At 59.6% G+C, this 24,894-nt stretch carries 28 protein-coding genes, 1 tRNA gene and 1 riboswitch; of the genes, 14 read left to right on the top strand and 15 right to left on the bottom strand.

Going from position 1 to position 24,894, the window contains the following annotated elements; all coding sequences use genetic code 11:
* Positions 1-30: 30 nt before the first annotated feature.
* A riboswitch (cyclic di-GMP riboswitch) is annotated at positions 31-116 on the top strand.
* A gap of 155 nt (positions 117-271) precedes the next feature.
* The gene (locus E6W33_RS17660) at positions 272-1,075 is read left to right on the top strand and encodes a lytic transglycosylase domain-containing protein (protein WP_136418632.1); all 804 of its coding nucleotides are present in this window, start codon (positions 272-274) and stop codon (positions 1,073-1,075) included.
* A gap of 12 nt (positions 1,076-1,087) precedes the next feature.
* Here the strand turns inward: E6W33_RS17660 and E6W33_RS17655 are convergent, their stop codons facing one another.
* The 4 genes from E6W33_RS17655 to E6W33_RS17640 all read right to left on the bottom strand — a co-directional run bounded on the left by E6W33_RS17655 (position 1,088) and on the right by E6W33_RS17640 (position 4,110).
* Complete coding sequence (locus E6W33_RS17655) at positions 1,088-1,441, bottom strand: CZB domain-containing protein (protein WP_136418631.1); 354 nt, start codon at positions 1,439-1,441, stop codon at positions 1,088-1,090.
* A gap of 164 nt (positions 1,442-1,605) precedes the next feature.
* The gene (locus E6W33_RS17650; RefSeq protein WP_136418630.1) at positions 1,606-2,022 is read right to left on the bottom strand and encodes a secondary thiamine-phosphate synthase enzyme YjbQ; all 417 of its coding nucleotides are present in this window, start codon (positions 2,020-2,022) and stop codon (positions 1,606-1,608) included.
* 80 nt (positions 2,023-2,102) lie between these two features.
* Positions 2,103-2,954 carry an archaetidylserine decarboxylase gene (gene asd, locus E6W33_RS17645; protein ID WP_136418629.1) on the bottom strand — a complete coding sequence of 284 codons (852 nt, stop codon included), beginning with the start codon at positions 2,952-2,954 and terminating at the stop codon, positions 2,103-2,105.
* An 85-nt stretch (positions 2,955-3,039) separates the two neighbouring features.
* The gene (locus E6W33_RS17640) at positions 3,040-4,110 is read right to left on the bottom strand and encodes a potassium channel family protein (RefSeq protein WP_136418628.1); all 1,071 of its coding nucleotides are present in this window, start codon (positions 4,108-4,110) and stop codon (positions 3,040-3,042) included.
* Between the two features lie 163 nt (positions 4,111-4,273).
* Between E6W33_RS17640 and E6W33_RS17635 the strand changes: the two genes are divergently transcribed.
* Complete coding sequence (locus tag E6W33_RS17635) at positions 4,274-5,029, top strand: DUF1223 domain-containing protein (protein ID WP_136418627.1); 756 nt, start codon at positions 4,274-4,276, stop codon at positions 5,027-5,029.
* Positions 5,030-5,045: 16 nt separating this feature from the next.
* Here E6W33_RS17635 and E6W33_RS17630 read toward each other — a convergent pair whose 3' ends face one another.
* From E6W33_RS17630 to E6W33_RS17620, 3 genes are all read right to left on the bottom strand, one after another.
* Complete coding sequence (locus tag E6W33_RS17630; protein WP_136418626.1) at positions 5,046-5,432, bottom strand: hypothetical protein; 387 nt, start codon at positions 5,430-5,432, stop codon at positions 5,046-5,048.
* Between the two features lie 23 nt (positions 5,433-5,455).
* Positions 5,456-6,334, bottom strand: coding sequence for a PA4780 family RIO1-like protein kinase (locus tag E6W33_RS17625; RefSeq protein WP_136418625.1), 879 nt, complete (start codon positions 6,332-6,334; stop codon positions 5,456-5,458).
* 431 nt (positions 6,335-6,765) lie between these two features.
* Positions 6,766-7,011 carry a hypothetical protein gene (locus E6W33_RS17620; RefSeq protein WP_136418624.1) on the bottom strand — a complete coding sequence of 82 codons (246 nt, stop codon included), beginning with the start codon at positions 7,009-7,011 and terminating at the stop codon, positions 6,766-6,768.
* A 312-nt stretch (positions 7,012-7,323) separates the two neighbouring features.
* Between E6W33_RS17620 and E6W33_RS17615 the strand changes: the two genes are divergently transcribed.
* Complete coding sequence (locus tag E6W33_RS17615) at positions 7,324-9,756, top strand: transglycosylase domain-containing protein (RefSeq protein ID WP_247869690.1); 2,433 nt, start codon at positions 7,324-7,326, stop codon at positions 9,754-9,756.
* Between the two features lie 33 nt (positions 9,757-9,789).
* Here the strand turns inward: E6W33_RS17615 and E6W33_RS17610 are convergent, their stop codons facing one another.
* Positions 9,790-11,160, bottom strand: a complete 1,371-nt coding sequence (locus tag E6W33_RS17610) for a sensor domain-containing diguanylate cyclase (RefSeq protein ID WP_136418622.1) — start codon at positions 11,158-11,160, stop codon at positions 9,790-9,792.
* A gap of 363 nt (positions 11,161-11,523) precedes the next feature.
* Between E6W33_RS17610 and E6W33_RS17605 the strand changes: the two genes are divergently transcribed.
* The 4 genes from E6W33_RS17605 to E6W33_RS17590 all read left to right on the top strand — a co-directional run bounded on the left by E6W33_RS17605 (position 11,524) and on the right by E6W33_RS17590 (position 14,968).
* A complete protein-coding gene (locus E6W33_RS17605; RefSeq protein ID WP_211097367.1) occupies positions 11,524-12,165 on the top strand; it encodes a hypothetical protein in 642 nt (213 codons plus the stop codon).
* Positions 12,166-12,336: 171 nt separating this feature from the next.
* A complete protein-coding gene (locus E6W33_RS17600; protein ID WP_168798681.1) occupies positions 12,337-13,464 on the top strand; it encodes an ABC transporter substrate-binding protein in 1,128 nt (375 codons plus the stop codon).
* A 111-nt stretch (positions 13,465-13,575) separates the two neighbouring features.
* Complete coding sequence (locus tag E6W33_RS17595; protein ID WP_136418620.1) at positions 13,576-13,761, top strand: hypothetical protein; 186 nt, start codon at positions 13,576-13,578, stop codon at positions 13,759-13,761.
* Between the two features lie 205 nt (positions 13,762-13,966).
* On the top strand, positions 13,967-14,968 hold the full coding sequence (locus E6W33_RS17590) for an SDR family oxidoreductase (protein ID WP_247869682.1): 1,002 nt from the start codon (positions 13,967-13,969) through the stop codon (positions 14,966-14,968).
* A 26-nt stretch (positions 14,969-14,994) separates the two neighbouring features.
* On the opposite strand, the gene hemG is transcribed toward E6W33_RS17590, so the two are convergent.
* Positions 14,995-15,522 carry a menaquinone-dependent protoporphyrinogen IX dehydrogenase gene (gene hemG, locus E6W33_RS17585; RefSeq protein WP_136418618.1) on the bottom strand — a complete coding sequence of 176 codons (528 nt, stop codon included), beginning with the start codon at positions 15,520-15,522 and terminating at the stop codon, positions 14,995-14,997.
* A gap of 378 nt (positions 15,523-15,900) precedes the next feature.
* Between hemG and E6W33_RS17580 the strand changes: the two genes are divergently transcribed.
* Positions 15,901-16,497 carry a hemerythrin domain-containing protein gene (locus E6W33_RS17580; protein WP_136418617.1) on the top strand — a complete coding sequence of 199 codons (597 nt, stop codon included), beginning with the start codon at positions 15,901-15,903 and terminating at the stop codon, positions 16,495-16,497.
* Positions 16,498-16,595: 98 nt separating this feature from the next.
* On the opposite strand, the gene E6W33_RS17575 is transcribed toward E6W33_RS17580, so the two are convergent.
* Positions 16,596-17,048 carry a nuclear transport factor 2 family protein gene (locus E6W33_RS17575; RefSeq protein WP_168798680.1) on the bottom strand — a complete coding sequence of 151 codons (453 nt, stop codon included), beginning with the start codon at positions 17,046-17,048 and terminating at the stop codon, positions 16,596-16,598.
* 237 nt (positions 17,049-17,285) lie between these two features.
* Between E6W33_RS17575 and E6W33_RS17570 the strand changes: the two genes are divergently transcribed.
* Positions 17,286-17,362 (top strand) — tRNA-Arg (locus tag E6W33_RS17570).
* Positions 17,363-17,469: 107 nt separating this feature from the next.
* Here the strand turns inward: E6W33_RS17570 and E6W33_RS17565 are convergent.
* Positions 17,470-17,919, bottom strand: a complete 450-nt coding sequence (locus E6W33_RS17565; protein WP_136418615.1) for a pyridoxamine 5'-phosphate oxidase family protein — start codon at positions 17,917-17,919, stop codon at positions 17,470-17,472.
* 148 nt (positions 17,920-18,067) lie between these two features.
* A complete protein-coding gene (locus tag E6W33_RS17560; RefSeq protein ID WP_136418614.1) occupies positions 18,068-18,685 on the bottom strand; it encodes a hypothetical protein in 618 nt (205 codons plus the stop codon).
* Between the two features lie 288 nt (positions 18,686-18,973).
* Between E6W33_RS17560 and E6W33_RS17555 the strand changes: the two genes are divergently transcribed.
* The 3 genes from E6W33_RS17555 (at position 18,974) to E6W33_RS17545 (ending at position 21,023) form a co-directional block, all read left to right on the top strand.
* On the top strand, positions 18,974-19,246 hold the full coding sequence (locus tag E6W33_RS17555; protein WP_136418613.1) for a WGR domain-containing protein: 273 nt from the start codon (positions 18,974-18,976) through the stop codon (positions 19,244-19,246).
* A gap of 461 nt (positions 19,247-19,707) precedes the next feature.
* On the top strand, positions 19,708-20,556 hold the full coding sequence (locus E6W33_RS17550) for a hypothetical protein (RefSeq protein WP_136418612.1): 849 nt from the start codon (positions 19,708-19,710) through the stop codon (positions 20,554-20,556).
* 251 nt (positions 20,557-20,807) lie between these two features.
* Positions 20,808-21,023, top strand: a complete 216-nt coding sequence (locus E6W33_RS17545; RefSeq protein ID WP_136418611.1) for a hypothetical protein — start codon at positions 20,808-20,810, stop codon at positions 21,021-21,023.
* An 80-nt stretch (positions 21,024-21,103) separates the two neighbouring features.
* Here the strand turns inward: E6W33_RS17545 and E6W33_RS17540 are convergent, their stop codons facing one another.
* Positions 21,104-22,354 (bottom strand): Hsp70 family protein, encoded by a 1,251-nt coding sequence (locus E6W33_RS17540; RefSeq protein WP_136418751.1) that lies wholly within the window; start codon positions 22,352-22,354, stop codon positions 21,104-21,106.
* Positions 22,355-22,498: 144 nt separating this feature from the next.
* Between E6W33_RS17540 and E6W33_RS17535 the strand changes: the two genes are divergently transcribed.
* The gene (locus E6W33_RS17535) at positions 22,499-22,849 is read left to right on the top strand and encodes a hypothetical protein (protein ID WP_136418610.1); all 351 of its coding nucleotides are present in this window, start codon (positions 22,499-22,501) and stop codon (positions 22,847-22,849) included.
* A gap of 132 nt (positions 22,850-22,981) precedes the next feature.
* Positions 22,982-23,671: a glutathione S-transferase gene (locus E6W33_RS17530; protein WP_136418609.1), complete on the top strand. Its 690-nt coding sequence runs from the start codon at positions 22,982-22,984 to the stop codon at positions 23,669-23,671.
* Between the two features lie 39 nt (positions 23,672-23,710).
* Here the strand turns inward: E6W33_RS17530 and E6W33_RS17525 are convergent, their stop codons facing one another.
* Complete coding sequence (locus E6W33_RS17525) at positions 23,711-23,944, bottom strand: hypothetical protein (protein ID WP_136418608.1); 234 nt, start codon at positions 23,942-23,944, stop codon at positions 23,711-23,713.
* 131 nt (positions 23,945-24,075) lie between these two features.
* Positions 24,076-24,630: a CHRD domain-containing protein gene (locus E6W33_RS17520; RefSeq protein ID WP_136418607.1), complete on the bottom strand. Its 555-nt coding sequence runs from the start codon at positions 24,628-24,630 to the stop codon at positions 24,076-24,078.
* Positions 24,631-24,894: the final 264 nt, after the last annotated feature.

Raw genomic sequence — 24,894 nt, 5'->3', positions numbered from 1 at the left:
TCACGCGCACGCAAGACAACTCAGTAATCGTCCCGATATGGGCAAACCCGTTGAAAAGCGGGGACGCAAAGCTTCTGGTCTAAGGGTGCTGAACCTAAGACAGCAGGGCTGCCAGAACGAATGACACGGGGGATGCTTTCTTCCCGAGCGCGATCGCCGATCGCCGCCGTCTTCCTGCTGCACGCCGCTTTCCGCCCTCACCGCCGCTTCTCTCGCTTGCACATGGTCGGGATTCCATGCCGCGTCCGCGTGGCACAGCGGTGAGGGAAACATGTCTGCCAATCATCTACATCAACGACGGATCGCCAACGACGGTCGCTCGCTTGCGCGAAAGAAGGTATCCGCCGCCGCTGCATGCCATGTGAAAAGTGTTGTCCTTGCCGCATCCGCCGCACTCTTGCTCTGCGCCTGCGCAGGCACACCGGATTTCCTTGCCGCGCATACCGAACAACAAGCTGTCACACACACGGCGTATGTCAGTACCGCCCCGGCGAAACATCGCCGCATGCGCGTCACCAGTCGCGACATCCTGCTGGAATGGACCACCTTCGGCATTGACCCGCTGCCGCGCAAACACAAGCGCGTTGCCAGTGCATCGCCCTTGAACGATATGCTCGATGAACCGGATTACATCCTGACCATCGAGCAGATCATGGCGAACGCCGCGTGCAACGCCTGTGAAGAAAAGCCTTATCACCAGATGGTGCTGAACGCCTCCAGCCAGTACGGCGTACCGGCCAGCCTGATTCATGCGGTGATTCAAAAAGAGTCGGGATACAACCCGGGCGCGCGATCGGTCAAGCATGCGCGCGGACTGATGCAGATCACGCCGGAAACCGCGAGGTTCGTCGGGGTGCACAACAGCAAGCGTCTGTACGATCCGCAAACCAATATCAATGCGGGAACCGCCTACCTGAAATACCTGATCGCCAATCACGCGACCGTCGACGAAGCACTCGCCGCATACAACTCGGGGCCGGGCAATGTGCGCAAGTACAAGGGCGTGCCGCCGTTCAGGGAAACGCGGCGTTATGTGCGCGATGTGAAGAAGCTGTACAAGGTGACGGTGAAATAGAAGGAAGCCTTTCTACAGCTTCGCATCCTTCTTCAACTGCTTGAGCGCGGTCACCAGACCGACGAAGGCCTTGGCGCAGGGCGTGCCGCTGGCCAGCATGGCTTCGGCCTGCTCATACTCGCCAAGATTGATCTGCCGCACCACCTTTTCCACTTCCGCGTGAAAGGCGGCGTGCGCATCGACGCAAGGGCGATAGCTCTTCACGAACGGAAACTTGCGCTCCGCCTCGCCATGCAGCCAATTGCCGAGCATGCAGACGTCAAGCTTTGCGACGGCTTTGGCGTCGAGCTGATACTTGCCGGCGATCGCCGCAAGAAGCTTCGCACGCATCTCGCCGTCTTTGACCAGCGCTTCTTCGATATTCATGGCGTCCCTCTTGTCCTCATGAAAAACTCCGGTTTGGGCAGCGGCCGGAGTCCGTGATGAACCGCTCTTGCAGTGATGTTGCTCGCAAGAAATTCATCATATCAGGCCCAAATCGGGATGCCAAATCAAGATGTGAAGGCGTGGCGCGTTTGCCGCAGATGCTTTCAGTCTCTCAGCACGGTGACTACGACGCGGCGCATTTGCGCGCCGGTGCGATGTTCCCAAAGATAGATCCCTTGCCATGTCCCCAGCAGCAGACGGCCGGCGCCGACGGGAATCGTCAGGCCGGAATCGGTAAGCACGCTGCGCGCATGGGCAGCCATGTCGTCGTCGCCTTCGAGATCATGGCGATAGGCGGGATCGCCATCGGGCGCGAGACGCGCAAGAATGGTTTCAAGATCGCGCCGCACATCGGGATCGGCATTTTCCGTGATCGTCAGCGAGCAACTGGTGTGCTGCACGAAGACTTGTGCGAGGCCGGTCCGGATGCCGGACTCCGCCACCACTTTCGCCACGGCTTCCGTGATGTTGCGGGTGCCGCGGCCGGACATGGAGAACTGGAGAATGGATTGATGCGTCATCAGGTTTCCCCGACATGTTAGTGATGCAGTGCTGAAGAGGAAGGATGAAGGCAGGACGATCGCCTGCCTGCGTTGCAACCTCAAGTCTTGGGTTTGCGCCCCATCGCCTCGCCCATGCGAATTGCCCGGCCCGGTCCCCATTCGGGATTGAACTCCACCACGTCGCGCGGAAACAGCAGCACAACGGTGGAACCAAGCAGGAATCGGCCCATCTCCTCGCCTTTCTTCAACACGATTTCCTGATCCGTGTAATGCCACTCCCGCACCTTGCGCGAGCGTGGCGGATTCACCACGCCGTGCCACACGGTCGCCATGCTGCCCACAATGGTTGCGCCGACCAGCACCAGCACGAAGGGGCCGAAGGCCGAGTCGAACACGCACACCACGCGCTCGTTGCGCGCGAACAATCCGGGCACGCCGCGCGCGGTCGTCGGGTTCACCGAAAACAGCGATCCCGGCACATAAATCATGCGTGTCAGCCGGCCGTCGCAGGGCATGTGAATGCGGTGGTAATCGCGCGGGCTGAGGTAGAGCGTAGCGAAGCTGCCATGGTCGAACCGCTCGGCCAGCTTGCCGTCGCCGCCCACCAGCGCGGTGGTCGAATAGCGATGGCCTTTGGCCTGGATGATCTGGTCGTGCTCGATCGCGCCGCACTGGCTGATCGCGCCATCGACCGGACAGACGAAATCCGTATCGGCCAGAGGACGCGCACCGTCGCGCAGTGCGCGCGTGAAAAACGCATTGAAGCTCGTGTAGCTCGCCAGGTCCGGGTTGAGCGCTTCCGCCATGTTCACGTCGTAGCGTTTGGCGAACCAGCGAATCAGTTGCGGCGTGAAGCGCTCGTCTTGCGAACGCGCAACGCGCCCGGCGAGCGAGGTCAGCGCCTGCTTGGGCAGAAGATATTGGTGTAACACGGAAAAACGCTTGGGCACGGCCTACCTCGTGGAAAAGAGTTGGCCTGATTATAGCTTCATGCGTCAGTCCATTTACAGCACGCGCAAGCGCCGATTCCCGGCATCAAAGCGGAAATCCGGACTCGAGGGTGCCCGAGGCGCCGACGGCTGCCTCCAGCGCGCGGCGTCCGGCGGGGCTGACAATCGAAATCAGTGCCTGGCCGGGCTCGATACGCGCAGTCGGGCCGGGATTGAAGACCCACTTGTCGCCGGTACGGATCGCGACCAGCATCCAGTCCGGATTTGGTCCAAGCTCCGCAATCGTGCATGGCCGGAAGTCGTTCGGAACGACCACTTCCTCGACGCGAAGATTGTTCTCGGTACGCAGCATCATGTCCATGAAGCTCACCGCATGCGGTCGCAGCATGGCCGAGGCCAGGCGCATGCCGCCGGTAAAATCCGGCGACACGATTTCGTCTGCGCCTGCACGGCGCGTCTTGTCCGCATTGCGCGGATCATGCACGCGGGCCACGATGCGTACTGCCGGATTGAGCTGACGCGCGGACAGGCTGATCACCAGATTCTTGCTGTCATCGCCGGATACGGCAAACACGCCGCGGCAACGCTCCACGCCGGCACGCAACAGAACATCGTCATCCGAGGCGTCGCCGGTCAGATAGATCTGGTGTCCAGTCCGTTCGCAATGGGCCTCCACCGTCTTCTCGTTGACATCGACCACGACAAAACTGCGTTCGGTCTTGAGCAGTTCATCGGCAATATAGCTGCCAACGCGGCCCACGCCGCAGACGATGTAGTGTCCGCTCAGCGCGGCGATCGTGCGTTCCATGCGCAATCTCCTGTAGGCATGATTGATGTTGGTTTCGAGTACGAAGGCGGTAATCGCCGAAAAAAGATAGGTCAGCGTGCCGATACCGGTAAAACCGACGATCATCGTGAATACCCGGCCGGCGGGGCTGTTCGACATGTCGATCACTTCCGAGTACCCGATAGTCGCGACGGTGATGAAAACCATGTAGAGCGCATCGAGGACGGATGCCTTGCCGCCACTGATGGCGAGGTAGCCGATAGTTCCAAGGACGTGTACCGCGAACATCAGCAGAAGCGCGTTTCGCAGCCGCTGGTAGTAGAGGCTGTCGCGGAAAATCTTGTACACCGTGAACAAGTAAATGAGCATGCGGGTTACGCGGCCATTGTTGCGCTTGAAGCGGGGGGCGACGTGATTTTACCGTAGGGAAAGCTGCCTGCTAAGAGATACTCCATAACTTGTCGGATGTTTTTGTAATGTCCGTCTGCCTCACGCGACTCAGTTCTATCGTCAGCAATGCTTTGGAGGCGCCATGAAATCCCTGTTCCTCGCGGCCCTGTGCGCCGCGCCGCTGTCCGCTCTCGCCATCGCCCCCGGTTGCAGCAAGCAAAGCCCGCTCCACACCATCGCGCTGCTTGAACTCTATACCTCGGAGGGATGCAGCAGCTGCCCGCCGGCCGATCGCTTCGTGAGCGGATTGCGCAGCAGCATGACGCCCGAGCAGGTTGTGCCGCTTTCCCTGCACGTCGATTATTGGGACTATATCGGCTGGAAGGATGCCTTCGCGCGGAGCGCCTTCAGCGAGCGGCAGCGTTGGCTGTCGGCGCAAGCCGGTAGCCGCATCATCTACACGCCGGAGATTTTTGTCGCCGGCCACGAGAGCCGCGGTTGGCAGCGCGGCGTGCAGGATGCGGTGAGAGGAATCAACGCGCAGCGAGCGCAGGCCGATATCCACATTGCACTCGGCAGGCCGAGCCAAGGCAAGCTGCCGGTCGAAGTGCAGGCGAAATCCGGGCGGGCATCGACCCTCTTCGTTGCGCTGTACGAGAACGGATTGCAGACCCAGGTGAAGGCTGGCGAGAACGGCGGCGTGACGCTGCGACATGATTACGTCGTGCGTGAATGGCTCGGACCGGTGTCCGTGCCGCCGGCGGGCGAGGGCGTTGCACTTATGCGCACGATTGCCTTGCCCCTGAATGCCTCGCTGAAAAATCTTGGTGTTGCCGCCTTTGTGCAGGACGATCGCGGCGATGTGTTGCAGGCGTTGTCCCTGCCGCTGTGTGAATGAAGCGCGCGGAGCGTCCCTACGGCTTCCCGCTCTGCCTCGAATCGATATCCGCCAGCGACTCTCGCCCGCGTTCGGTCAGCGTGAACCCGTCCGCCGCATTCGGCGCGATCAATCCCTTCCTGCTCAGGAAAGTGGCGACATCCGCATCGAGCGTTGCCGGTGCGGCGGCCACCGCCGCGGCATTCGCTACGGAGCGAAGTCCATCGATGCAGCGCTTGACGAACAAGGTTTGCTGACCTTGTTCCGTGAGCGTATACGTGCCGTCCTTTCCGCCCGAGACATATTTCAAGCCGATGAGCCGTTTGGCATTTCTTGCCACGCAGGCGCTCACCCGTTCGCCCTTTTTTGCCCGTCGAATCTGCGCAAGCGCTTCAAATTCATCCTTCGTCAAACTGTCGTCCATGTCATGTTCCTGAGAAATCTCGTTTAGCGATACGCCCATGCGACAGGGGAAGGCTCGTTCGCTTCCTGCAAGCGGCGCAGCCGTTCCTCTTCCTCCTTGCGGGCAAGTGCGATCTCCCGCATCACGGCACCCACGTCCGCCGGCCGGTCGTCGGCCGCAACGCGACCGGTCAGCACGGCCTCCGGCGTCAGCAAGCCGGCGCCATAGAGGGCCCAGATTTCCTTGCCGTACTGCGTCGTCGCGAGCTGCGGCGCAAACCGGCTGAAATAGGTGGCGAGGTTGGCGACATCGCGCTCGAGCATGGGGCCGGCTTCGGTGTTGCCGGCCGCATCCACCGCCTGCGGCAGATCGATGATGACCGGACCGTCGGCGTCGACCAGGATGTTGTATTCGGACAGGTCGCCGTGAATGACGCCGGCGCACAGCATCAGGACCACTTGCCGCAGCAGGTACGCGTGGCAGGAGAGCGCGAGCTCTTCCGTCATTTCAACATCATTGAGACGCGGCGCCACATGGCCGCCGGCATCCGTCACCAGGTCCATCAACAGCACGCCTTCAAAGCAGATATGCGGCCTGGGAACCCGCACCCCGGCCGCGGCAAGGCGATACAAGGCGTCCACCTCGGCGTTCTGCCACACCTCTTCCTGCATCTTGCGTCCGTAGCGCGTGCCTTTCTCCATCGCACGTGCCTGCCGGCTGTTCCGCACCTTGCGGCCTTCCTGATAGGAGGCTGCCTGACGGAAGCTGCGCTGGCTGGCCTCCTTGTAGACCTTTGCACAACGGATCTCGTCGCCGCAGCGCACCACATACACGGTGGCTTCCTTGCCGCTCATGAGCTGACGGATGACCTCGTCGACCAGCCCCTCGTCAACGAGCGGCTGGAGTCTTTTCGGGGTTTTCATGGGATGGCGTGGCTCGGAGAAAGGAAGGGTGGGGCGAACAGGAAGCCTGCCGCGGTTCGTGTGGGTACCGGAGTGTATCAAGATCCCGTCCGGTCAGGGCGAAAGCAGGCCCGACAGGCGTCTGCATTGCGTGATTCGAGGTCATGCGGACAACATTATTTTCGCGCAGCGCTTGCGCAAGCTTCCCGGCGCGGCATGCAAGCCTATAATGAATTGCAGTTCTGAATGGCGAGACGGTTTTCGTTTTTTATCACCCGGGAGCAAACATCATGAGCAAGAGCCACGACACCAAGAAGACGACCAAGAAAGAACCCGCCAAGACGCCCAAGGAGAAAAAGGACGCCAAGAAGCTGAAGAAAGAGGCGTTGAAACGTCAGTGATTCGTCCCGCCGGGGCGTGAACCTTCTCTCCAGGCGCCCCGCCACCGTCTGTCATTTCCTGCGCTTGCCCGAATGCTTGGGCGGCGTATGGGGACGCGACTTGTTTTTTTGTTCGAAGATGGTTTTCGCATCCTGCACCGCGCGCTCCTGCGTGCGCATCTCCGGCAGGTCATCGTGGAGGGTAAAGAAATCCGCCGCCTGCGCGCGCATCACATGCTTGATCGCGTCTTCGTCGCTCATGTCGAACATCTCCGTCAGGAGCGTGGTGACTTCATCCAGATATTGTTCGTAGGTCATTGGCATGGTGTGCTGCGGCGTGCCGCTTGAAGAGGAAACAGCTTCGCAGTATATCCGCTGGCGCCAAAACAGCGCGCCCGGCGCCTGCTTGCGTTTCTGCTACGTCGAGGCCGCACCATGAAAGAGGTAAAATAATTCCCCTTCGGCAAGAGCGCATCCTGCCATTCACTGATCGCCAGATCGTAGGAAGAAGTTATTTTGGAAGCAGACATCACGCCGCGCGAACGCCTGTTGCGGCTCTCCACACGTATTGCGGGCTATTTCAAATCGGTCGTCGACCCCACGCTGAGCTGGCCCGCCAGAGTTGGCGCTTTGGCAAAATCGGCCATCGCGAGCGGCGCGATCGGCGTCGTTCTGCTGCTTATTTACACGATCATCCTGATTCCGTTCACGCCCGGCATTGCCGACCTGCGCAAGGCCAAGGCAGAAACGCCGAGCATCCTGATGTCCGCCGATGGCAAGGAACTGGCCGTGTTCAAGCGCATGAACCGCGAGTGGGTCGAACTGGATGAAATTTCCCCGCACGTGGTCGATGCACTGATCGCAACCGAAGACCACCGATTCTACGAACACCACGGCGTCGACCTGAAGCGCACCGCCGCCGGCATCCTGCGCACTCTGCAGGGACGGCCGGAAGGCGGTTCCACGCTCACGCAGCAGCTCGCGCGCAACCTCTATCCGGAAGAGATCGGACGCGAGCGCTCCATCACGCGCAAGCTCAAGGAGCTGATCACCGCGCTGAAAATCGAATACGCCTATTCGAAAAAGGAAATCCTGCTCACCTACCTGAACACGATGCCTTTCCTGTACAACGCCTTCGGTATCGAAATGGGTGCGCGCACCTACTTCGACAAGTCCGCCGCGGACCTGAACGTGCTCGAAAGCGCGACCCTGGTCGGCATGCTGAAGGGCACCAGCTACTACAACCCGGTGCTCCGGCCCGAACGTGCGCTTGAGCGCCGCAACGTCGTCCTGGCGCAGATGGCCCGGCGCGGCGCGTTGAGCCAGACCGAATTCGAAAAGCTGAAAAAGCGCCCGATCCGCCTCGACTTCGCGCGCCAGCCTGAGCCGGTCGGCGCCGCTCCCCATCTTGCCGCGCAGGTGCGCAAGTGGCTGATCGACTGGGCCGATCGCCATGACTACAACCTGTATTCCGACGGCCTGGTGGTGGTGTCGACGGTCGATTCGCGCATGCAGTCCTATGCGGAACAGGCAGTGGCTCGCCAGTTGCAAGTGCTGCAGTCGGTGTCCGATGCCGAATGGGGAGTGGGCCCTGCGCGCCAGGTGGCGACCGGTCCCGCAGGTGCGCCGCGCATGCGCCGGCAGGTCTACCCGTCCGGTTACCTCTGGCGAACAAGAAGCGATCTGCTGGATGCCTTCGTGCGTGAATCGAATGCCTATCGCAAGGCGGTCGAAGAGGGAACGGCGCCCGAACGCGCGCTGAAACAGCTCAAGGCCGATTCCGCTTTCATGGCCGAGCTGTGCGCGGACAAGATGCGGCTGGAAACCGGTTTCGTCGCGCTCGATCCGTCCAATGGCCATGTGAAGGCCTATGTCGGCAGCCGCGATTTCGCCATCGATCAGTACGACCACGTCGCGCAGGCCAAGCGCCAGCCGGGTTCGACCTTCAAGCCCTTCGTGTACGGTGCTGCACTCGAAGCAGGCATGACACCCGACACACGCTTTGCCGATACCGAGGTTGAAATCGACTTGGGCAAGGGCAGCGTATGGCGGCCCACCGACATGACCGGACCGAGCGGCCGGGAAATGACACTGCGCGAAGGTCTTGCCTACTCGAAGAACACCATCACCGCGCAGGTCATGCAGAAGGTCGGCCCCGCCCGCGTCGCCGGCTTTGCGCGCAGGCTGGGCGTCGATCAAAGTCCGCTCGATCCGGTGCCTGCGCTGGCGCTGGGCACCAGCCCGGTCAGCTTGCTCGAAATGGCAACCGCCTACGGCACCATCGCCAGCGGCGGAGAACTGCGCAAACCGATTCTGGTCAGCCGCATCGTCGACAAGGACGGCAAGGTGCTCGATACCTTCAGCAGCGACAGCAAGCGCGTCCTGTCGGGAAAGACGGCTCACGACCTGACCGATATGCTGCGCGCCGTGATCGACCAGGGCACCGGTCGCGCCATTCGATGGCAGCTCGGTTCGCGGCCCGACCTCGCCGGCAAGACCGGCACCACGCAAAACAATACGGACGGCTGGTTCATGCTGATGCACCCGCGCCTCGTGACCGGTGCATGGGTCGGCTTCAACGACGCCCGCGTCACCATCCGCAGCAACCGCTGGGGGCAGGGCGCGCATACGGCATTACCGATCGTCGGCGACTTCGCGCGGCATGCGCTGAGCGCGAAACTGATCGATTCCAGCGCACGCTTCCCGACGCCGCCGGACTCCTTCTTTGGCTCACTGAAGGAAAAAGTGTACGAGCTGTTCGGCTGGGAAAAGCCCCAGCCTGAACCTGCTCCGCCGAGGCATGCGCCACCACCGCGCACGTCGGCGCCGCAGGACGTGCCGAATACGTCGAATCCGCCAGACACGCCGGATATGCCCGACTCTCGATTGGATGAAATGGAGCGGATCACGGAGCAGGCAAGCGACGCGGCGCAAGGTAACGAGGACACCACCAGCACCGGTCAGGTCGCGCCGGAAGGGCAGGCGAAGCAAGTGGACGGAAGCAGCCAGGAAATCGCGCCGGTCGGCGGCGGCAAAGAAAGCGCCGGCACTCCTGGAAAATGACCTGTACGGCGCCTGGCCGCGCGGGTTCGGGCTTCAGCGCTCTTGAGGACGACAGGCGGCATCCGCCTGTTTTGGAGCGGCCGCCTTGTTCTTTTTGGCCGCATACATGGCATTGTCGGCGTGCTTCAGGAGTTCCTCTCCCCGATTGCCATGATCGGGATAGAGCGCGATTCCCACGCTCGGCACCATCCGCAGAACCTTTCCGGCGATGCTTGCCGGCTGACCGAGAACAGCACGTATCTTTTCCGCAATCGACTCTGCGTCTTCCGGCAACTGAATTTTCTCCAGCAGCACAACGAACTCGTCTCCGCCCAGACGCGTAACGGTATCTTCCTCGCGCACGCACTGTTTCAGCCGCCGTGCGACTTCCTGCAGCACCAGGTCGCCGGCCGCATGTCCGAGCGAGTCGTTGATCTGCTTGAAGTCATCCATGTCGAGATAGAGCACAGCCGCCCGGCCGCGCTCGCGCCGCTTCCGCGCGAGGACATGTTCCAGGCGATCGTAAAATACGCGCCGGTTGGGCAGGCCGGTCAGGTCATCGTACTGCGCCAATCTCAGCAATTCATCATGCAATTGCCTGCGTTCGATGGCTGTCACCACTTGCGTCGAGACAAACTGCAGTAGCTCCTTGTCTTTTTCCGTGTAGAACGTGCCCAGGTGGCTCTTGACGATCAAAACACCCATGACATTTTTCTGGGTGACAAGCGGTACCCCCAGCCAGGATTCGCCGTTGTCATGCGACGCGGCGTCGCTGGCACGGGAACCCGGCCTGGCTTCGGGCAGCAGCGCCGGTTGCCTGCCGTGAATGACGTCGGCACAAAGCCGGCGCGCGACAGGGTCCTGTACAAGCGCCGAGTCGCCTTGTATGTCCAGTTGGTAAGGGAAGCTGAGCCGGCCGGTCGCTTCATCCCACATCGCGACGGCAAAACTCGTCACGGGCACCAGCTTGGCGATGATCCGGTGAACTTCGCGGTACAGCCCGACGAGATCGCCGGCCGTGTGAGCCGCTTCGGAAATGGCATAGGTTGCCGTTTGCAGGGCTTCGGCGCGTTTTCTGTCGGTGACGTCGCGAGCGACGCCAATCCTCAATTGATCGTCCTTGGACCAACGGGCGGACCACATGATGCTGGCGATGCTGCCATCCTTGCGCACATAGCGGTTTTCAAAGCCTATCCTCGGGCGCCCGGCCATGACCAGCATTGCTTCTTCCCAGGTTCTCACACGGTCTTCCGGCAAGACGAAATCGATCAATGTCTTGCCGATCATCTCTGCCGGCGTGTAGCCGAAGATGCGTTCACACGCGGCATTGACATAGACAACGCGCCCACGGACATCCACCATGAATACGGCGTCGAGCAGAAGACCTGCAAAGTCTGGCAGTGTGTCGGGTGGTTTCATGTCCATGTCGAAAGCATCCAGTCGATCGTCAGAAATGCGGGAGTCTTGCCCTCGTTCACTCTTGACGAGTGACGCGTGGGCGTGCCGGGTTTTATCTGTGGAAATTACCTTCATGATGACATGGATTTGCGGGAGCTGTCTTGCGACGCTTCACTTTGCCCAGCGGCATTCATGAGTATAGTTGCGAACGGGAAAGATTTGCCTTCGCTGCCGGTGGCAACGTTCTTTCAAGGCGCGATCAAATATGTCTCGTGGAAAAAAGCTACATGCCAATTTTAAATTGTGTACAATTAAATTGTTATAAATCGAAAACGGATTTTTTGATTTTGGGTAGATTCGACAGACCTATTGACTAAGCGGAGAAGAACAATGAACGAAAATTGGGCAGGCAAGGGATCGATCATGCGGAGCCTATGCTGTGCGGCCATGGCGCTGGCGGCAATCGGCCCGGCGAATGCGCTTGACACCACAACAAACGCGATCAAGATCGACGACGGCAGTTTTAAGTGCATCCGGCAAATGACGCCGGTGCGGCATTTTTACGTGGACAATCTGCGCGGCAATATCGACGCCACGCTCGCTGCCGCCAACGCGCCCAAGGGCGCCATCTATCCGGAGGGATCGGTGATTCAGCTGGTGCCGACCGAGGCGATGGTGAAGCGGGAAAAGGGATTCAGCCCGGCGACCGGCGACTGGGAATTCTTTGAACTCGACGTGTCGAAGAACGGATCGCGCATTCACAAGCGCGGCTTTGCCGAGGTCAACAACCGCTTCGGCAAGAACTGCTTTGCCTGCCACGCGCCGGCGCGCCAGCCCTGGGATTTCGTCTGCGAGAGCGGCCATGGCTGTGCACCGATCCCGATCGACCACACCATGACCGGCGCCCTGCAGCGCTCCGACCCCCGCTGCGGTGCGGAAGCCTTGCAGCCTGGCGACACGACCGCGCTCTGGAAGCTGAAGGCCATGGTCGTGATCGGCAGTGTCGTCAACTGGGCCAAGAGCCTTTTTTGAGATGGCCTGAAGCGCGGGGTGCAGCGATCGGATGGGATGTGTGCTGCGCTGCACACATGAATCGCAAGGGCCGCATGCCTGAATTTTTTTCACATCTTCGACGTCCTTGACCATCTACCATCAGGGCTGGCTGTCAATCCTGATGGTTTTCTGCTGACGAAGGAGATGGGCATGTGGATAAAGCACTGCTGCGTGGCGCTGATGTGTCTGTTCGCTCAGGCGGTCCAGGCCTCGGAGATCGTCGTGGCACAGATCGCCGACTATTCCGCTTCGCGCGCGCCGCTCGGCGCGGCCCTCAAGGCGGGCGCGGAAATGGTGTTTGCAAAGGTGAACGCGGCCGGCGGTGTCGGCGGCCGCAAGATCCGTTTCGTGACCCGTGACGACCAGTACAAGCCGGAGGAAACGGTTCGCCTGCTGGAGAAGGTGCTTGCCGAGCAAAAGCCTGCCCTCATCCTTGGCGTGCTGGGAACGGCGAATACCGGCGCGGTGCTCAAGGCCGGCATCCTGGAACGCGCCCATGTGCCGTTGATCGCGCCATACACCGGCGCCGACTCCCTGCGTACGCCGGTGAACCCGTGGGTCTTCCATGTCCGCGCCAGCTATGCGGAGGAAGTCGAGCGCATCGTCAAGCACTATGCAACGCTGGGACTGACCAAGCTGGCCATCCTCCATGAAGACGACCCCTTCGGCCAGTTCATTTATTCCGCCTTTGACAAGGCCGCCGCGAAATATCCCTTCGCATCGACGACAAGGTTGACGATCGCGCGCGGAAGCACCGACATGACGGCGGCGATCGCCGAACTCAAGCAAGCCAACGTGCAAGGCATCGTCATCGGCACCGCAGGCCAGCCCACTGCGGCTTTTATCAGGCAACTCGGTCTCGCCAAGCTGAGTGCCTTCCGTTACGCGCTTTCCGTGAACGATACCGCGAGCATCATTGCGGCCGCCGGTCTCGCGCATGCGCACGGCTTCGGGCAGGTACAAGTGATGCCGGACCCGACCAGCGGCTGCAAGTTGCAGATTTGCAGGACTTTCCTGGCCGATTACCAGCACTATGGCGACAAGGCCGTGCCTCCTTCGCCCAGCATGATGGAAGGCTATGTCGCGGCGCGGCTGGCCGTGGCCGCACTCGAACGCACCGCGGGATCGCCGGACGGCCAGGCTGTGCAAGAGTCGATCTCGCGCACCGGCCGTTTTGAATTCGGCGGTTTCGAACTCGATTTTTCCAACGGCAAGCGGGCAGGATCGCAATACACGGACCTCGGCATGATCAGTCGCAGCGGACGGATGATGTATTAGGCGGGTTAGCGCCATGTACCGTGCGTCGTCAGCAAGCTTGTGCCATATCATCCCTGTCCTCTCGAATGGCCGCTACGCTAGTTCAGCTCAGCGTAGAGGGAGGACAGGAAAATGCCCTGGTCATCAGAATACTATCCAAAATCGATGTCCCGCCTTCCCGACAATGTGCGCATCAAGGCAGTCGAGATCGCCAACGCCCTGCTCGCGGCGGGCATGGACGAAGACAAGGCAATCCGGATCGCCATCGCGAAAGCAAAACAGTGGGCCAGCCATCATCATGATTGGCTGGCGGAATGACCCGACCGGGTGTGCCTTGTGCACCCTGACTTCACCCTGAATCCCCGCTGAACCTTTCCTACCGGCCGCGGCCTATCTGACTGCGGCCGCTTCCCATGCCGATTGCAGGCGGCCGCAACGAACAGGGCACCGACGTGCCAAACCCGCCGGCATGCGCCCTCCATCGTGCACGCGATCCAGTGAGGAAAGGAACAGGCTTATGGCGATGAACAAGATTTCCCAAGGTGCATCAGAAGACGTGCTTCAACTGCAACGAAAAATCCAGCGCGAGATCGACGACATCGACAGCAGGAATACTTCCAGCCAACAACGCAGTGCGGAAGGTGCCATCCAGGCCGGCGCGGTCAGGCAACCCGAGCCGCCTTTTCCCAGGCAACATCTGCAAAAGCCCGGCATGGAATCGGAACTCGATCCCGCACCGCGCTTCATGGCAGAACAATACAAGGGCAGCGGCAAGTTGCAGGACATGGTCGCTATCGTGACCGGCGCCGATTCCGGCATCGGCCGCGCAGTGGCAGTGCTCTTTGCACGCGAAGGCGCCGACGTCGCCGTGCTGTATCTGAACGAGCACGATGATGCGAAGGAAACCGAGCGCTGCATTGAAAATGAAGGGCGGCGTTGCCTCCGGATCGCCGGCGACGTGCGCGACTCGGGCTTTTGCAACGGCGCGGTCAGACACACCATCGACACTTTCGGCAAACTCGATGTCCTGGTCAACAACGCGGCCTTCCAGGAACACGCGAAGTCGCTCGAAGACATCACCGACGAGCATTTCGACATGACGATCCGCACCAACCTGTACGGCTATTTCCATATGGCGCGGGCAGCGCTGCCGCACCTGAAAAACGGCTCCGCGATCATCAACACCGGCTCCGAAACCGGGCTGTTCGGGCATGAGATGCTGCTCGATTATGCGGCCACCAAGGGCGCGATCCACGCTTTCACGAAATCACTGGCGAGCAATCTGGCCCCGCGCGGCATCCGCGTCAATGCGGTGGCGCCGGGGCCGGTGTGGACGCCGCTAAACCCGGCCGACCAGCCGCCGGAAAAGATCGCTCAGTTCGGCGCCAGCACCGACATGAAGCGTCCCGCGCAGCCGGAAGAAGTATCGCCCGCCTATGTATTCCTGGCATCGCCGGTATGCTCCGCGTACATTACCGGCATCGTACTGCCAGTAATGGGCGGGGTTACGGGCAGCATAGGCTGATCGCGCGTGCGGCAGGCTTCGCGATCTTACATCGCGCAGAGCCGACGCCCGAACGCTTCCACCGCGTCCCAGTCGGTAAACTCGACCACGGCATTCGGGTCGGTCGGGCCTTTCGTCATCCACATGATGAGCCGGATGATCTGCCGGTCCCGGAAGCCGTATTTCGGATAATCGATCTTGCCCGCGAAAACACCCAGTGCCGCGGGGCGCCACGATGATTTCTTGTGGAACTGCCTGATATAGGGATTGGTTTCCGGTGTGTTCTTCGCCGGCTTGCGTGCAACCACATTGACCGAAAAAAAGGCGCTGGGTCGGCTTTCCAGAATTGAACGGTTGCGATTGATGAAATCGTATACCTGCGGACGATGCTTGCCGTAGCGGATGCTCGCGCCGATCACGATCTTGTCGAATCGTTTCAGATCCGCATCCTGCGCCTCGTCGACGGAGACCAGCTTGGCGCAATGTGCCTGCTGTTCGACAAGATGCTGCAGCCGCTGGCAGATTTTCAGGGTCTGACCATCAACGGTCGAGTACAGGATAAGGACGCTTGCCATGCTTTGCTCTTGGGTTGCGTCACATGCGCTTGCGCCGTTCAGCAGGGCGCTGTCATGTGTACAGCATCAATAAAACCACGAAACGCAGCAAGCGCATAGAGCCGACGTGTCATCTCTGCTACGCAACATCGGAAAACCTTGACCAGGGTCAGGGGAGAGCGTGCAGCGGGCCTGCAGCAGCGAAGTGGGCGCTCGCAATTCGGCAAGGCAGAAGACTGCGCACATACCTTCGTATAGGTTCCATTCGGGAATCGCAGCGATAGTATTCACGTCAAGCATCAACAGGATCACCGTTTCTACCTCGCGCGATTGAGCCGCGCCGGATGGCGTGGAAGCAAGTCGCGCTCACATAAATAATATCGAACAGGGGGGACTATCATGCTTGACGCAATGTTGAATCTGTTTCGCGACAAGGACGGCGAATCGCCAAGGCATGGCACATCGCAACTCCTGCCGTCTTCCCCCGCAGCGCCGCCAGCCACGATCAGACCGATCATTGCGAACCCGCAGCAAAGCGCTCCTGCGCCATCGGACAAGTTCCAGATCCAGTACGATCCCATCCTGATTGCCAAGCTCGAGGAGGAGCACCAGCACATGCTGGCGATCTACGGACGAATCGACGGCGCCGTCGCGGCAGAGCAATGGGGCAGGATCCCCGAGCTTCTGTTGCAGTTCCGCAGTGCCTTGACGGACCATCTGCTCAAGGAGGGTGTGAAGCTCTACGCCTATCTGAACAAGGCGCTGCACAGCGAGGAAGAACTGGCGTTCGTGTTCCTGAGCTTCAAAAAGGAAATGGGCGGCATCGGCAAGGTCGTGTTCAGCTTCTTCGACAAATACGCCGCCGAGAAAGCGCTGCTTGAATTGGAACAGCGCGCCGCCTTCATCAAGGAACTCAAGGCCATCGGCCCCGTGCTCGTCTCGCGCATACAAAGGGAAGAAGAGCAGTTGTATGCGATATACAAGAACCTCGAATGAATCCCCGCGCCGGTATGCCGGCGCGCAATGATTGAACAGAGGGGGAGTGCTTTGCAGGGCGGAAGACGTTCAGGATTTCCGCCCTGCGCTTTCTGCAATCAATGCAGCGGAGCGGCTTCCTCACCCGCGCCGGCCGTCGAGGTCATGCCCGCCGGCATGTAGGCATCGCGGGTGGCTGCCGTGTCGAAGAATTGTTCGAACCTCGTCACTTTCCCGTCGCGGAGAGTAAAGAGATGCACCCACGGGTATTCGTAACTCTTCCCGGTGGCCCGCACATTCCATTTTGCATAACCGGTGACAACGACCCTGTCGCCTTCGGCAATCATTTCGCGCGGCTCGAAGCGCTGTGCTTCCTGTGCCTGGTTCAACTGCGCGAAGAACTGCGCCACGTCCTGCTTGCCGTGGTAGTCGCGCGAAAACGGCACATTATCGATATCGTTGCCCATCCATTCGATGTCGTCTGCAAACAGTTGCAGCAACTCCTCGATATTCCCGCTCTGGAACGCCTGATAACCGCGCGAAACCAATTCCTTGTTTTGTTGAATGTCCATCATCATCTCCATCCACCTGCTTGATGTTCTGCTCCCTTTGCCGATGCACTCTAGGTCAGCGTTGGCAAGACTGATTGAGACGTATCAAAGCGGATGTGCGCTGTCGCGCCTGATCAGATGACGATATGCCGGTTGTGATCTACGCGCACAGTGCCGCAAGTCAGGTTTCCTTCGCTGGCAAGCTTCGCGCCTCATGGGTTCCATAAAACCAAAGAGCGTGTTACACTTGCGCCCCTCGCGGCTGTAGCTCAGCTGGATAGAGTACTTGGCTACGAACCAAGGGGTCGTGGGTTCGATTCCTGCCAGCCGCACCAGACAAAAAAGGGACTGCGTTCCATGAACGCGGTCCCTTTTTCCTTTTCGCCGTCAGGGTTCAGGACGAGCAGCGATGCGAAAGTGGAGGCTTATGGTTTCTACCGCCTCACATCGTCACAAGCTCGGTGTGCCCGAAGCCCTTTTCATAATCGAGTACGGAAATCACCTTCGGCATGATCTCCAGCATCACCAGATCCGAAGTGTCGTTCGACTGCGCCCATTCAGCCATCTGCGGAAAACGCTTGAACATGCAATCCGTGGCGCGCTTGATGTCATCCGGCTTATCCAGAATGCGGGCAGTTGCGCCCATCGACAAACCCTTGATGTGATTCCAGTCCGGGTAATCGGCATTGATGGTCAGCGACACCTTTTCGCAATGACGGATGTTGTTGGCCTTCTGGCTTTCCTTGCCTATCGTCACGTAGATCGTCAAGCCATCGCTGGCGTAACTGACCGTGGTCGCCTGCGGGTAGCCATCCTGCCGGATTGTCGCCAGCGTCAAGTCCTTTCCGCTGTCGATGATGTTCTGGATGAATTTCCTGTTTTCCTGGTCCATGGTGAACCTCCATATTGCAGCCAGTGGTTGCGTCCGACATGCGTGTGCCTGGCACGGCATGAGATTCCCTTATTGTGGGACGGCGGCGGGAGACTGGCTTGATGCTGGTCTATGACAGCTTAAGTGGCTAGCGCCGCCGGCACATTCGCTACTGTGCAGCGGTTTTCGCAGCGTCGCTTCCGCCGCTGATCGGGCGCCCGCCATTGAACAGAGCCGGCGGCCACCAGGCGACACTGGCCTTGATCCTTGACTCGAATTGCAGCCGCGTCTCTGAAACCGGATAGGCTTTGTTCTTGTAGGAAAAGCCGCCGACTTCCAGCACGCTGCCGTCCAATGCCTCGCAGTCCGTGTCGAGCGCGTAAGTCACTTCCTGGATGCCTTCCTTGTTCAGGTTGCGACCGGATTGCCGTGCGTCGGATAGCGGCATCGCAGTCCCTTGCGGCGTGACAATGCGCGTTCGTGCAATCGCGCTTTCCGCACCCTCCGGCATCTTGATGTGGAGGTAAGAGACGTGTTTGTTGACAAATCCCACCGGAATGACGGGCGGCAAAGGAACGACGTAGGAAGTCATCATGGTGGCAAGCCTGGTCGGGCAGGCGAATTCGATCGACAGCGGCAGGTCATCGTAGGGCTTCAAGACCAGCTGAGTTTTCTCCGCAGATGCCTGCTTGCCTGAAAAAAGAACTGCTTCCTCGGTACCGGATGTCGTCATGGCGGCGCATCCCGAAAGCAGAAGCGATAACGCAGAAATAAGAGTGGTACGCATGCTTGCACCTCCTGAAATGCGAGTGGGCACATGAACGACCAGGGAATGCCTTCGGTATCCGCACATGCATGAATGCGTGCAGACGGACCCGGCAGGGCGCAGAGTGGTGCCCCCATCAATCACCTTACTTTCTCGGCGCGAAATGGCAACAAGAAAAGCGTCATGCGGCCTTGTCGCAGAATCGATGTTTTCTTGAGAGCACTCTTCATATTTTTCACTGCAACGAGTTGCTGTTGCGTAAAATTTCTACCTGCACGTAACAGAACAACCCGCCAAGAAGCTGAAGAAATGATTGACCCATCGGACGCGGTAACCAGACCCATCCCCCATCCTGTGCGCCTGGATTTCGCCTCAGAAAACCGCACCTATAGCATCGCCCTTGACCGCGACCTGTTCGATCATTGGAGCGTGATACGGTCCTGGGCGGGGAAAGACAACAACCTTCGCGGACGGAGGATCACGCATGTCGACTCGTTCGAAGCCGGATGGGACATGCTGCATGCGATTGCCCGGCGCCGGGAAAAGAACGGCTACCATCTCAGTGTTCCGCTAAGCAGCTAGTACTACGAGTTTGAGGTTCGCCGAACGAGGCGCAAAACGAAGCAAGGCCGGGTGTCTCGCGAGTATGTCGACGCGGCCTGCGAGGCGAAGGATGGCGTGCATTTCTCCGGTGTTATTCAACGAATGCAGTCCAGGAAACGAGTGCTCCTGTTTGCCAGTGATATGTCGGGCGCAGCCCGCCAGTGGCATGCGGTATGTCATGTCCGGAGCAACACCCAACGCACATCCTTCCCGCATCAATACAGACAGTCGTCTTGATATGGCCCCATGCGGAGCAGACGCGTGCCAGTTTCTCGCGCTGGCCTGAATTTGGCACATCCTATGCATGAAACCTTGCCAAGCGTAGCGCGAGGAAGGAAAGCGTCTTCCGCAGAGCGCCCGACGAGCGCTCCATGCGAGGGGAAGCGTCCCATATCTTCGTCCTGCGCGAACTCCACCCCCACATTCGAGGAGTCTGCAAAATGAAACAAGCTATTTCAACCTGGCGTCGCATGGCGACAAAGTCAGGTGCATTGCAATTCAAGAACTCACACGTGAGCCTAGGCCTTGTCCTTGGCGCGGCATTGACGTTCAGTCCTTGTCTTGCATGGGCTGATTCGGTAACGGTCTCGGATGACAATTCGAGCCTCAAATTCAACAGAGATGACCCGGTATTCAATCTTGGTGTCCCCAGCGACCCTGTGCAGCTTCCACGAACGCTTGAGTGGACCGTGGACGGGCGCCGGATACTGGTCTATCCGTCGGGGCCGTCGACTCTTCTCGACATTGGCCACCTTCATCCGGATTCTCACGTCGGCGCCAACCAGATGCATGCACAAGGCCCGATGCTCGGTTATGGAACGGGCGCGACTGCAGGAACGGTAACCGGAGGCGTGGTCTATGCCGTCGATGGCGGAGCGCCGGGGAGCGGCGAATCAACTATCCGGGAGAAGGCAGACATCATCAATAAAACCAGCGAACCTTTGCAGGTTTCATTGGCTGGGCTAGGGTTCAAGCCGACGCAGGAAAATCTTGAAGTCCCGGACTTGAAGGGGCTGAGCATCACCGGGACTACAACCGTCTTCTACCAGGGAAGCACTGCGGCGGGTACATCTATCACGGACCCACCGTTCGGGCCAGTCGCAGTCCTGCCCGTTGTCTCGTTTTCCGGCTTCAATCCATTGTTGAATCAGAATGTCAGCCTGCCTGCCGGGGCTACCTTGACCATGATTACCGAATTAAAAGTCAAGTCTCTTGGTTTGACGACGGGGGGCGCCGGCGGCGGGGCGAGTCCAGGTTCGGTAATGACTCTCGAAAGACTGCCAAAATAGCATGGGGCTGGACGCACCGTCCTTTACGCGAGAGACTTTACGGCGGCCGGCCGCGATCGGGAAGATTAATCGTGGCCTGTGTTAATCCGGGCAGGTTCAGCTTGCCCCAAGGACGTACGCACTGCCGCAATTTAGAGGGAAGTCTCGACGAAGCTTGAGGGCAAACCTGTCCATCTCCCTATATTATTTCCTCCTGGGTCATCAATCGTACAGCGCGTCACCGCTGTCCTTAATTTCAGGAGGAGTAATTCATGTCGTCTTTTTCCATCAACACAAGCCTCGGTGATTTGCTCGACAACGAGGCAAGCAAGACCATCCTCGAAAAGCATCTTCCCGGCATCTCCACCCACCCGCAAATCGCCATGGGTCGCGGCTTTCCGCTGAAGATGGTGGCCAATTTCTCCGGCGGCCTCATCACCAACGAAGCGCTCGAAAAGGTCGACGCCGACCTCGCGACGCTGGGCTGAACGGCTTAGATATTTTGGCCAGGCTCTGAATTGCGCCTGGCCTTATCGACCCGCGCTCCCCGCCGAACCGAAGAACAGCCTCAACCAAATTTCCTTGCTGCATCCAGTGCCAGCCCGGCGCCGATGCTTCCGAACAAGTCCCCTTCGACGCGGCGTGCCTGCGGCACCGCAGCAGCGATCCTTTGGCGCAGCAGCGGCACGCCGCTTGAACCGCCGGTGAAAAACACGGTATCGACCGCATGCGGCGTAATGCCGGCATCGCGCAACAACGCGGCCACCGTACTTTCCACCGTAGTCGTCAGGTGATCGATCGCCGTATCGAAACGTGCCCGGTCCAGCGCCAGCGTCTGCGGCGGTGACAGCCGTTCGAGCGCAAGCTCGGCTGTGCCGGACTCCGACAAGGCGATCTTCCCTTCTTCCACGCGCAATGCCAGCCAGTGTCCCGCCCGCTCTCTGATCAGGTCCAGCAGCCGGCCGATCTTGTCGCGCTCGACCGCATCCCGATGGATATCCTGCAATTCGCGCTCCGCCCGCTGCGTGTAAGCCAGGTTGATGGTGTGCCAGGTCGCGAGATTGAAGTAATAGCTCGACGGTACCTCGCTATTGCTTTTGAGCCGGCTGCCCAGGCCCAGCAAGGGCATCACGCAGGACAGGCTCAGATACTTGTCGAAATCGGTGCCGCCGATATGCACGCCGCCGTTGGCCAGGATGTCGTCGCGGCGCTCCGGTCGGCCGGCACGCTGCGGCCCCAGCCGTATCAATGAAAAATCCGAAGTGCCGCCGCCGATGTCGGCGATCAGCACCAGCTGTTCGCGATCGATGCGTGATTCGTAATCGAAGGCCGCGGCGATCGGCTCGTACTGGAACGCCACCTCCCGGTAGCCGGCCTCCAGTGCGATTTCCCTGAGTGTGTTTTCCGCAAGCCGGTCGGCGCCGGCATCGCCATCGATGAAATAGACAGGACGCCCGAATACCGCGCGCTCGAACCTGCGCTGCGCGGCCGATTCCGCGCGTCGTTTCAGCTCGGCGATGAACTGTGCCAGCAGCATGCGAAATGGCACCGCACGGCCCAGCACCTCCGTCTGGCCATCGATCAGGCTGGTGCCCAGCAGGCTTTTCAGAGAGCGCATCAGGCGTCCCTCGTATCCCGCCAGGTAATCCGCCAGCGCGGCGCGGCCAAAGCTGACCGCATCCTCTTCCGCATTGAAAAAAACCGCCGACGGCAAGGTTGCCTTGCCGTCCTCCAGCGCCAGCAGCGCGGACTGTCCGGGCCGGCTCCAGCCCACCGTGGAGTTGGACGTGCCGAAATCGACACCGCATGCGTTGCTCATCATCAAAATCTTCCGGACTCGAGAGGGGGCGTAATGATACGTGAATTGTGAAGGGCAGGTGCGCATCAGCGTGCAATAAGCGGCCTTTCATGCAGCACAGCTTATGCTAAGGTTGAGAGGCGACGATTTCTCAGAGGGATGTATATGGCAATAGATTATTTGACAGCATTGAAAATGATCCCGTGGGACGATGTCGTTCGTAACGCGCCTTCGATTATCGACGGCTCCAAAAAGCTGTGGAACGCGGTCACCAAGGGTGCGCAGCCAGCCGCAACGAGCATGGAGTCGCGCGTCGCGTCGCTCGAAGACGAGGTATCCGACCTCAAGCAGGAATTGATTTCGTCGGCCGATCTGATCAAGGCGCTGGCAGAACAAAACTCGCAGCTCGTTCAAGCAGTCAGTGCCCTGCAAGGACGCGTGCGCCTGCTGCTCGGTGGGCTTGCGGCGCTTGGAATTTGCACGGTCACACTCATCGTTCTGGTTCTTGCCCGCTGAAACCGGGGCAAATCATGGGGGAGGAGTAAGGTTGCGCGAAGGCTACCCTGTGCTTGCCTGCGCCCGGAGCTGCGCGCGATGCGCAGTCCGATGGTAAATTAGCGCTTTGCCAATTTCATAACACTCCATTCGATGATTACCGTTCACCACCTCGAAACATCCCGCTCGCAACGCATACTCTGGCTGCTGGAGGAATTGGGCGTCCCTTACGACATCGTTTTCTACAAGCGGGACAAGAAGACGCGCCTTGCTCCTGCCGCGCTCAAGGCAATCCATCCTTTGGGAAAATCGCCCGTGATCACCGATGGAGACATGACCGTCGCCGAGTCGGGCGCCATTCTCGAGTATCTGGTGGAGCGTTACGGCGCAAAGGCGAAAGGCGATCTCGTCAGCCTGCAGCCGAAGACCGGCACGCCTGAGCACTATCAGAGCCGCTTCTGGATGCACTATGCGGAGGGTTCACTGATGAACTGGCTCGTGATGAAGCTGGTCTTCATGTCGATCCCGACGCAGCCCATGCCGTTCTTCGTCCGCCCCATCGCCAGGCAGTTGTGCGCCCAGGTGCAGGCCAAGCTGATTGACCCGAACGTCAATACTTCCCTCGCATTCATGGAGGATCACTTGGCGAAGCATTCCTGGTTTGCCGGCGAGCAGATCACCATTGCCGACTTCCAGATGAGTTTTGCCGTGGAAGCCGCATTGGCACGCAGTGCGCGCGGCAAGGACTTGCCCAAACTGACTGCCTACCAGAAGAAACTGCAGGCAAGACCGGCTTATCAGCGCGCCGTGGAAAAGGGCGGGCCGGTCGTGATGTCCGCATGACGTCGCGTAACGCCGCAAGTCGTGTAATGCCGCAACTATCTACCCAAGAGACTTCAGGGAAATGCCTTGTTCCGGAGTCCCCTCCAGATAATCATGGCCGGCATTGGTTAATCGCCAGAAACCGCTCTCCGATTCCGTGACCCACCCCTTGTCGTGCAGCAGGTGCAGGTGGTGGCGAATGACTGACTGTTCCGCGTTCAAGCGCTGGGCGATCCCAACGACGTTGATCTGCGGTTCCGGAGCGTCCAGGAGTTTTCCTAGAATCGCTTCCATTAGCATTTGCTCTCGCTTCATGGCTTTGACAATGGCAAAAAGCGCCATGTTAGCGGAATTGGCTGGGCATGCGTGTGCCGCCCAGCGAATCACATCCTACGCATCAATTGTTCCCGTGATTATTCCTGTGATCATTGCGGCGTCTGTGCAGGTGAAGAATCACGCCGATTTGTATTGTGGATTTGACCGCGAACCTCCCCGGCCGGGAATTTCGTCGTGTGCACGTTTGCATACGTTGTGTGCGAGACGATCGCAGACACGAGCGCGTCGAAATCGCCTGCCGGGAAATTCTGCGGCTCGATTCCTGTGATCTGGCTGGCAGTGATGGTGCCGCTCACCGTTCCCTCGAATTGCGGACAAGCAGGGGTCCCTGCCGGGGCATTGCCGAGGTTTGAGCACAAGAAAACGAGATGGCCGCCCGCATTATGTTTTTTGCCGAAATGGATATGCGCTTCGGTCACCGGCGTCGTGAAGCCCGAATAGGAAAGCGTGTAACTGGCCGTGCCAGCATTGAGACTCAGTTCAAAGGTGCCCGTGCCAGGCGACAGGATGGCCAAGGGGACCTCATTGAACCCCGACAAGCGTGCAGCGAACTGGCTCGCTCCGTTCGTTGCATTCGCGGTGGTATAGCTGCCAAGACTGCTGAGCAGAGCAAGCGTGACTCCAAGAACTCTTGTGGATTTCATGACACACCTCTTCCTATTGCTGATTGAATCCGATGCCGGAATGGCACCGACCTGAGGGCGCGTGGATCAATGCGACCGCACTACATAGTGTGGGTCTGCGTGGGCGATACTTTGATCTAATTTAAGACGAGCGTCCTATCTTCTGACAGCAATATGTTTGTCGGACAAACGTGTTTTGAAGCAGCATGCGGCAGGGCACTGCCTCTCGGTATGCTCATCTGTTCAGAGAATGCTTTTTTGTGAGAGAGTGCGGCCGCGTCGGAA

Source organism: Herbaspirillum sp. ST 5-3, from assembly GCF_004804275.1.
Lineage (GTDB): Bacteria > Pseudomonadota > Gammaproteobacteria > Burkholderiales > Burkholderiaceae_D > Noviherbaspirillum.
The sequence above is the reverse complement of the archived record's forward strand: the minus strand, read 5'-3'. Positions and strand labels throughout refer to the sequence as shown.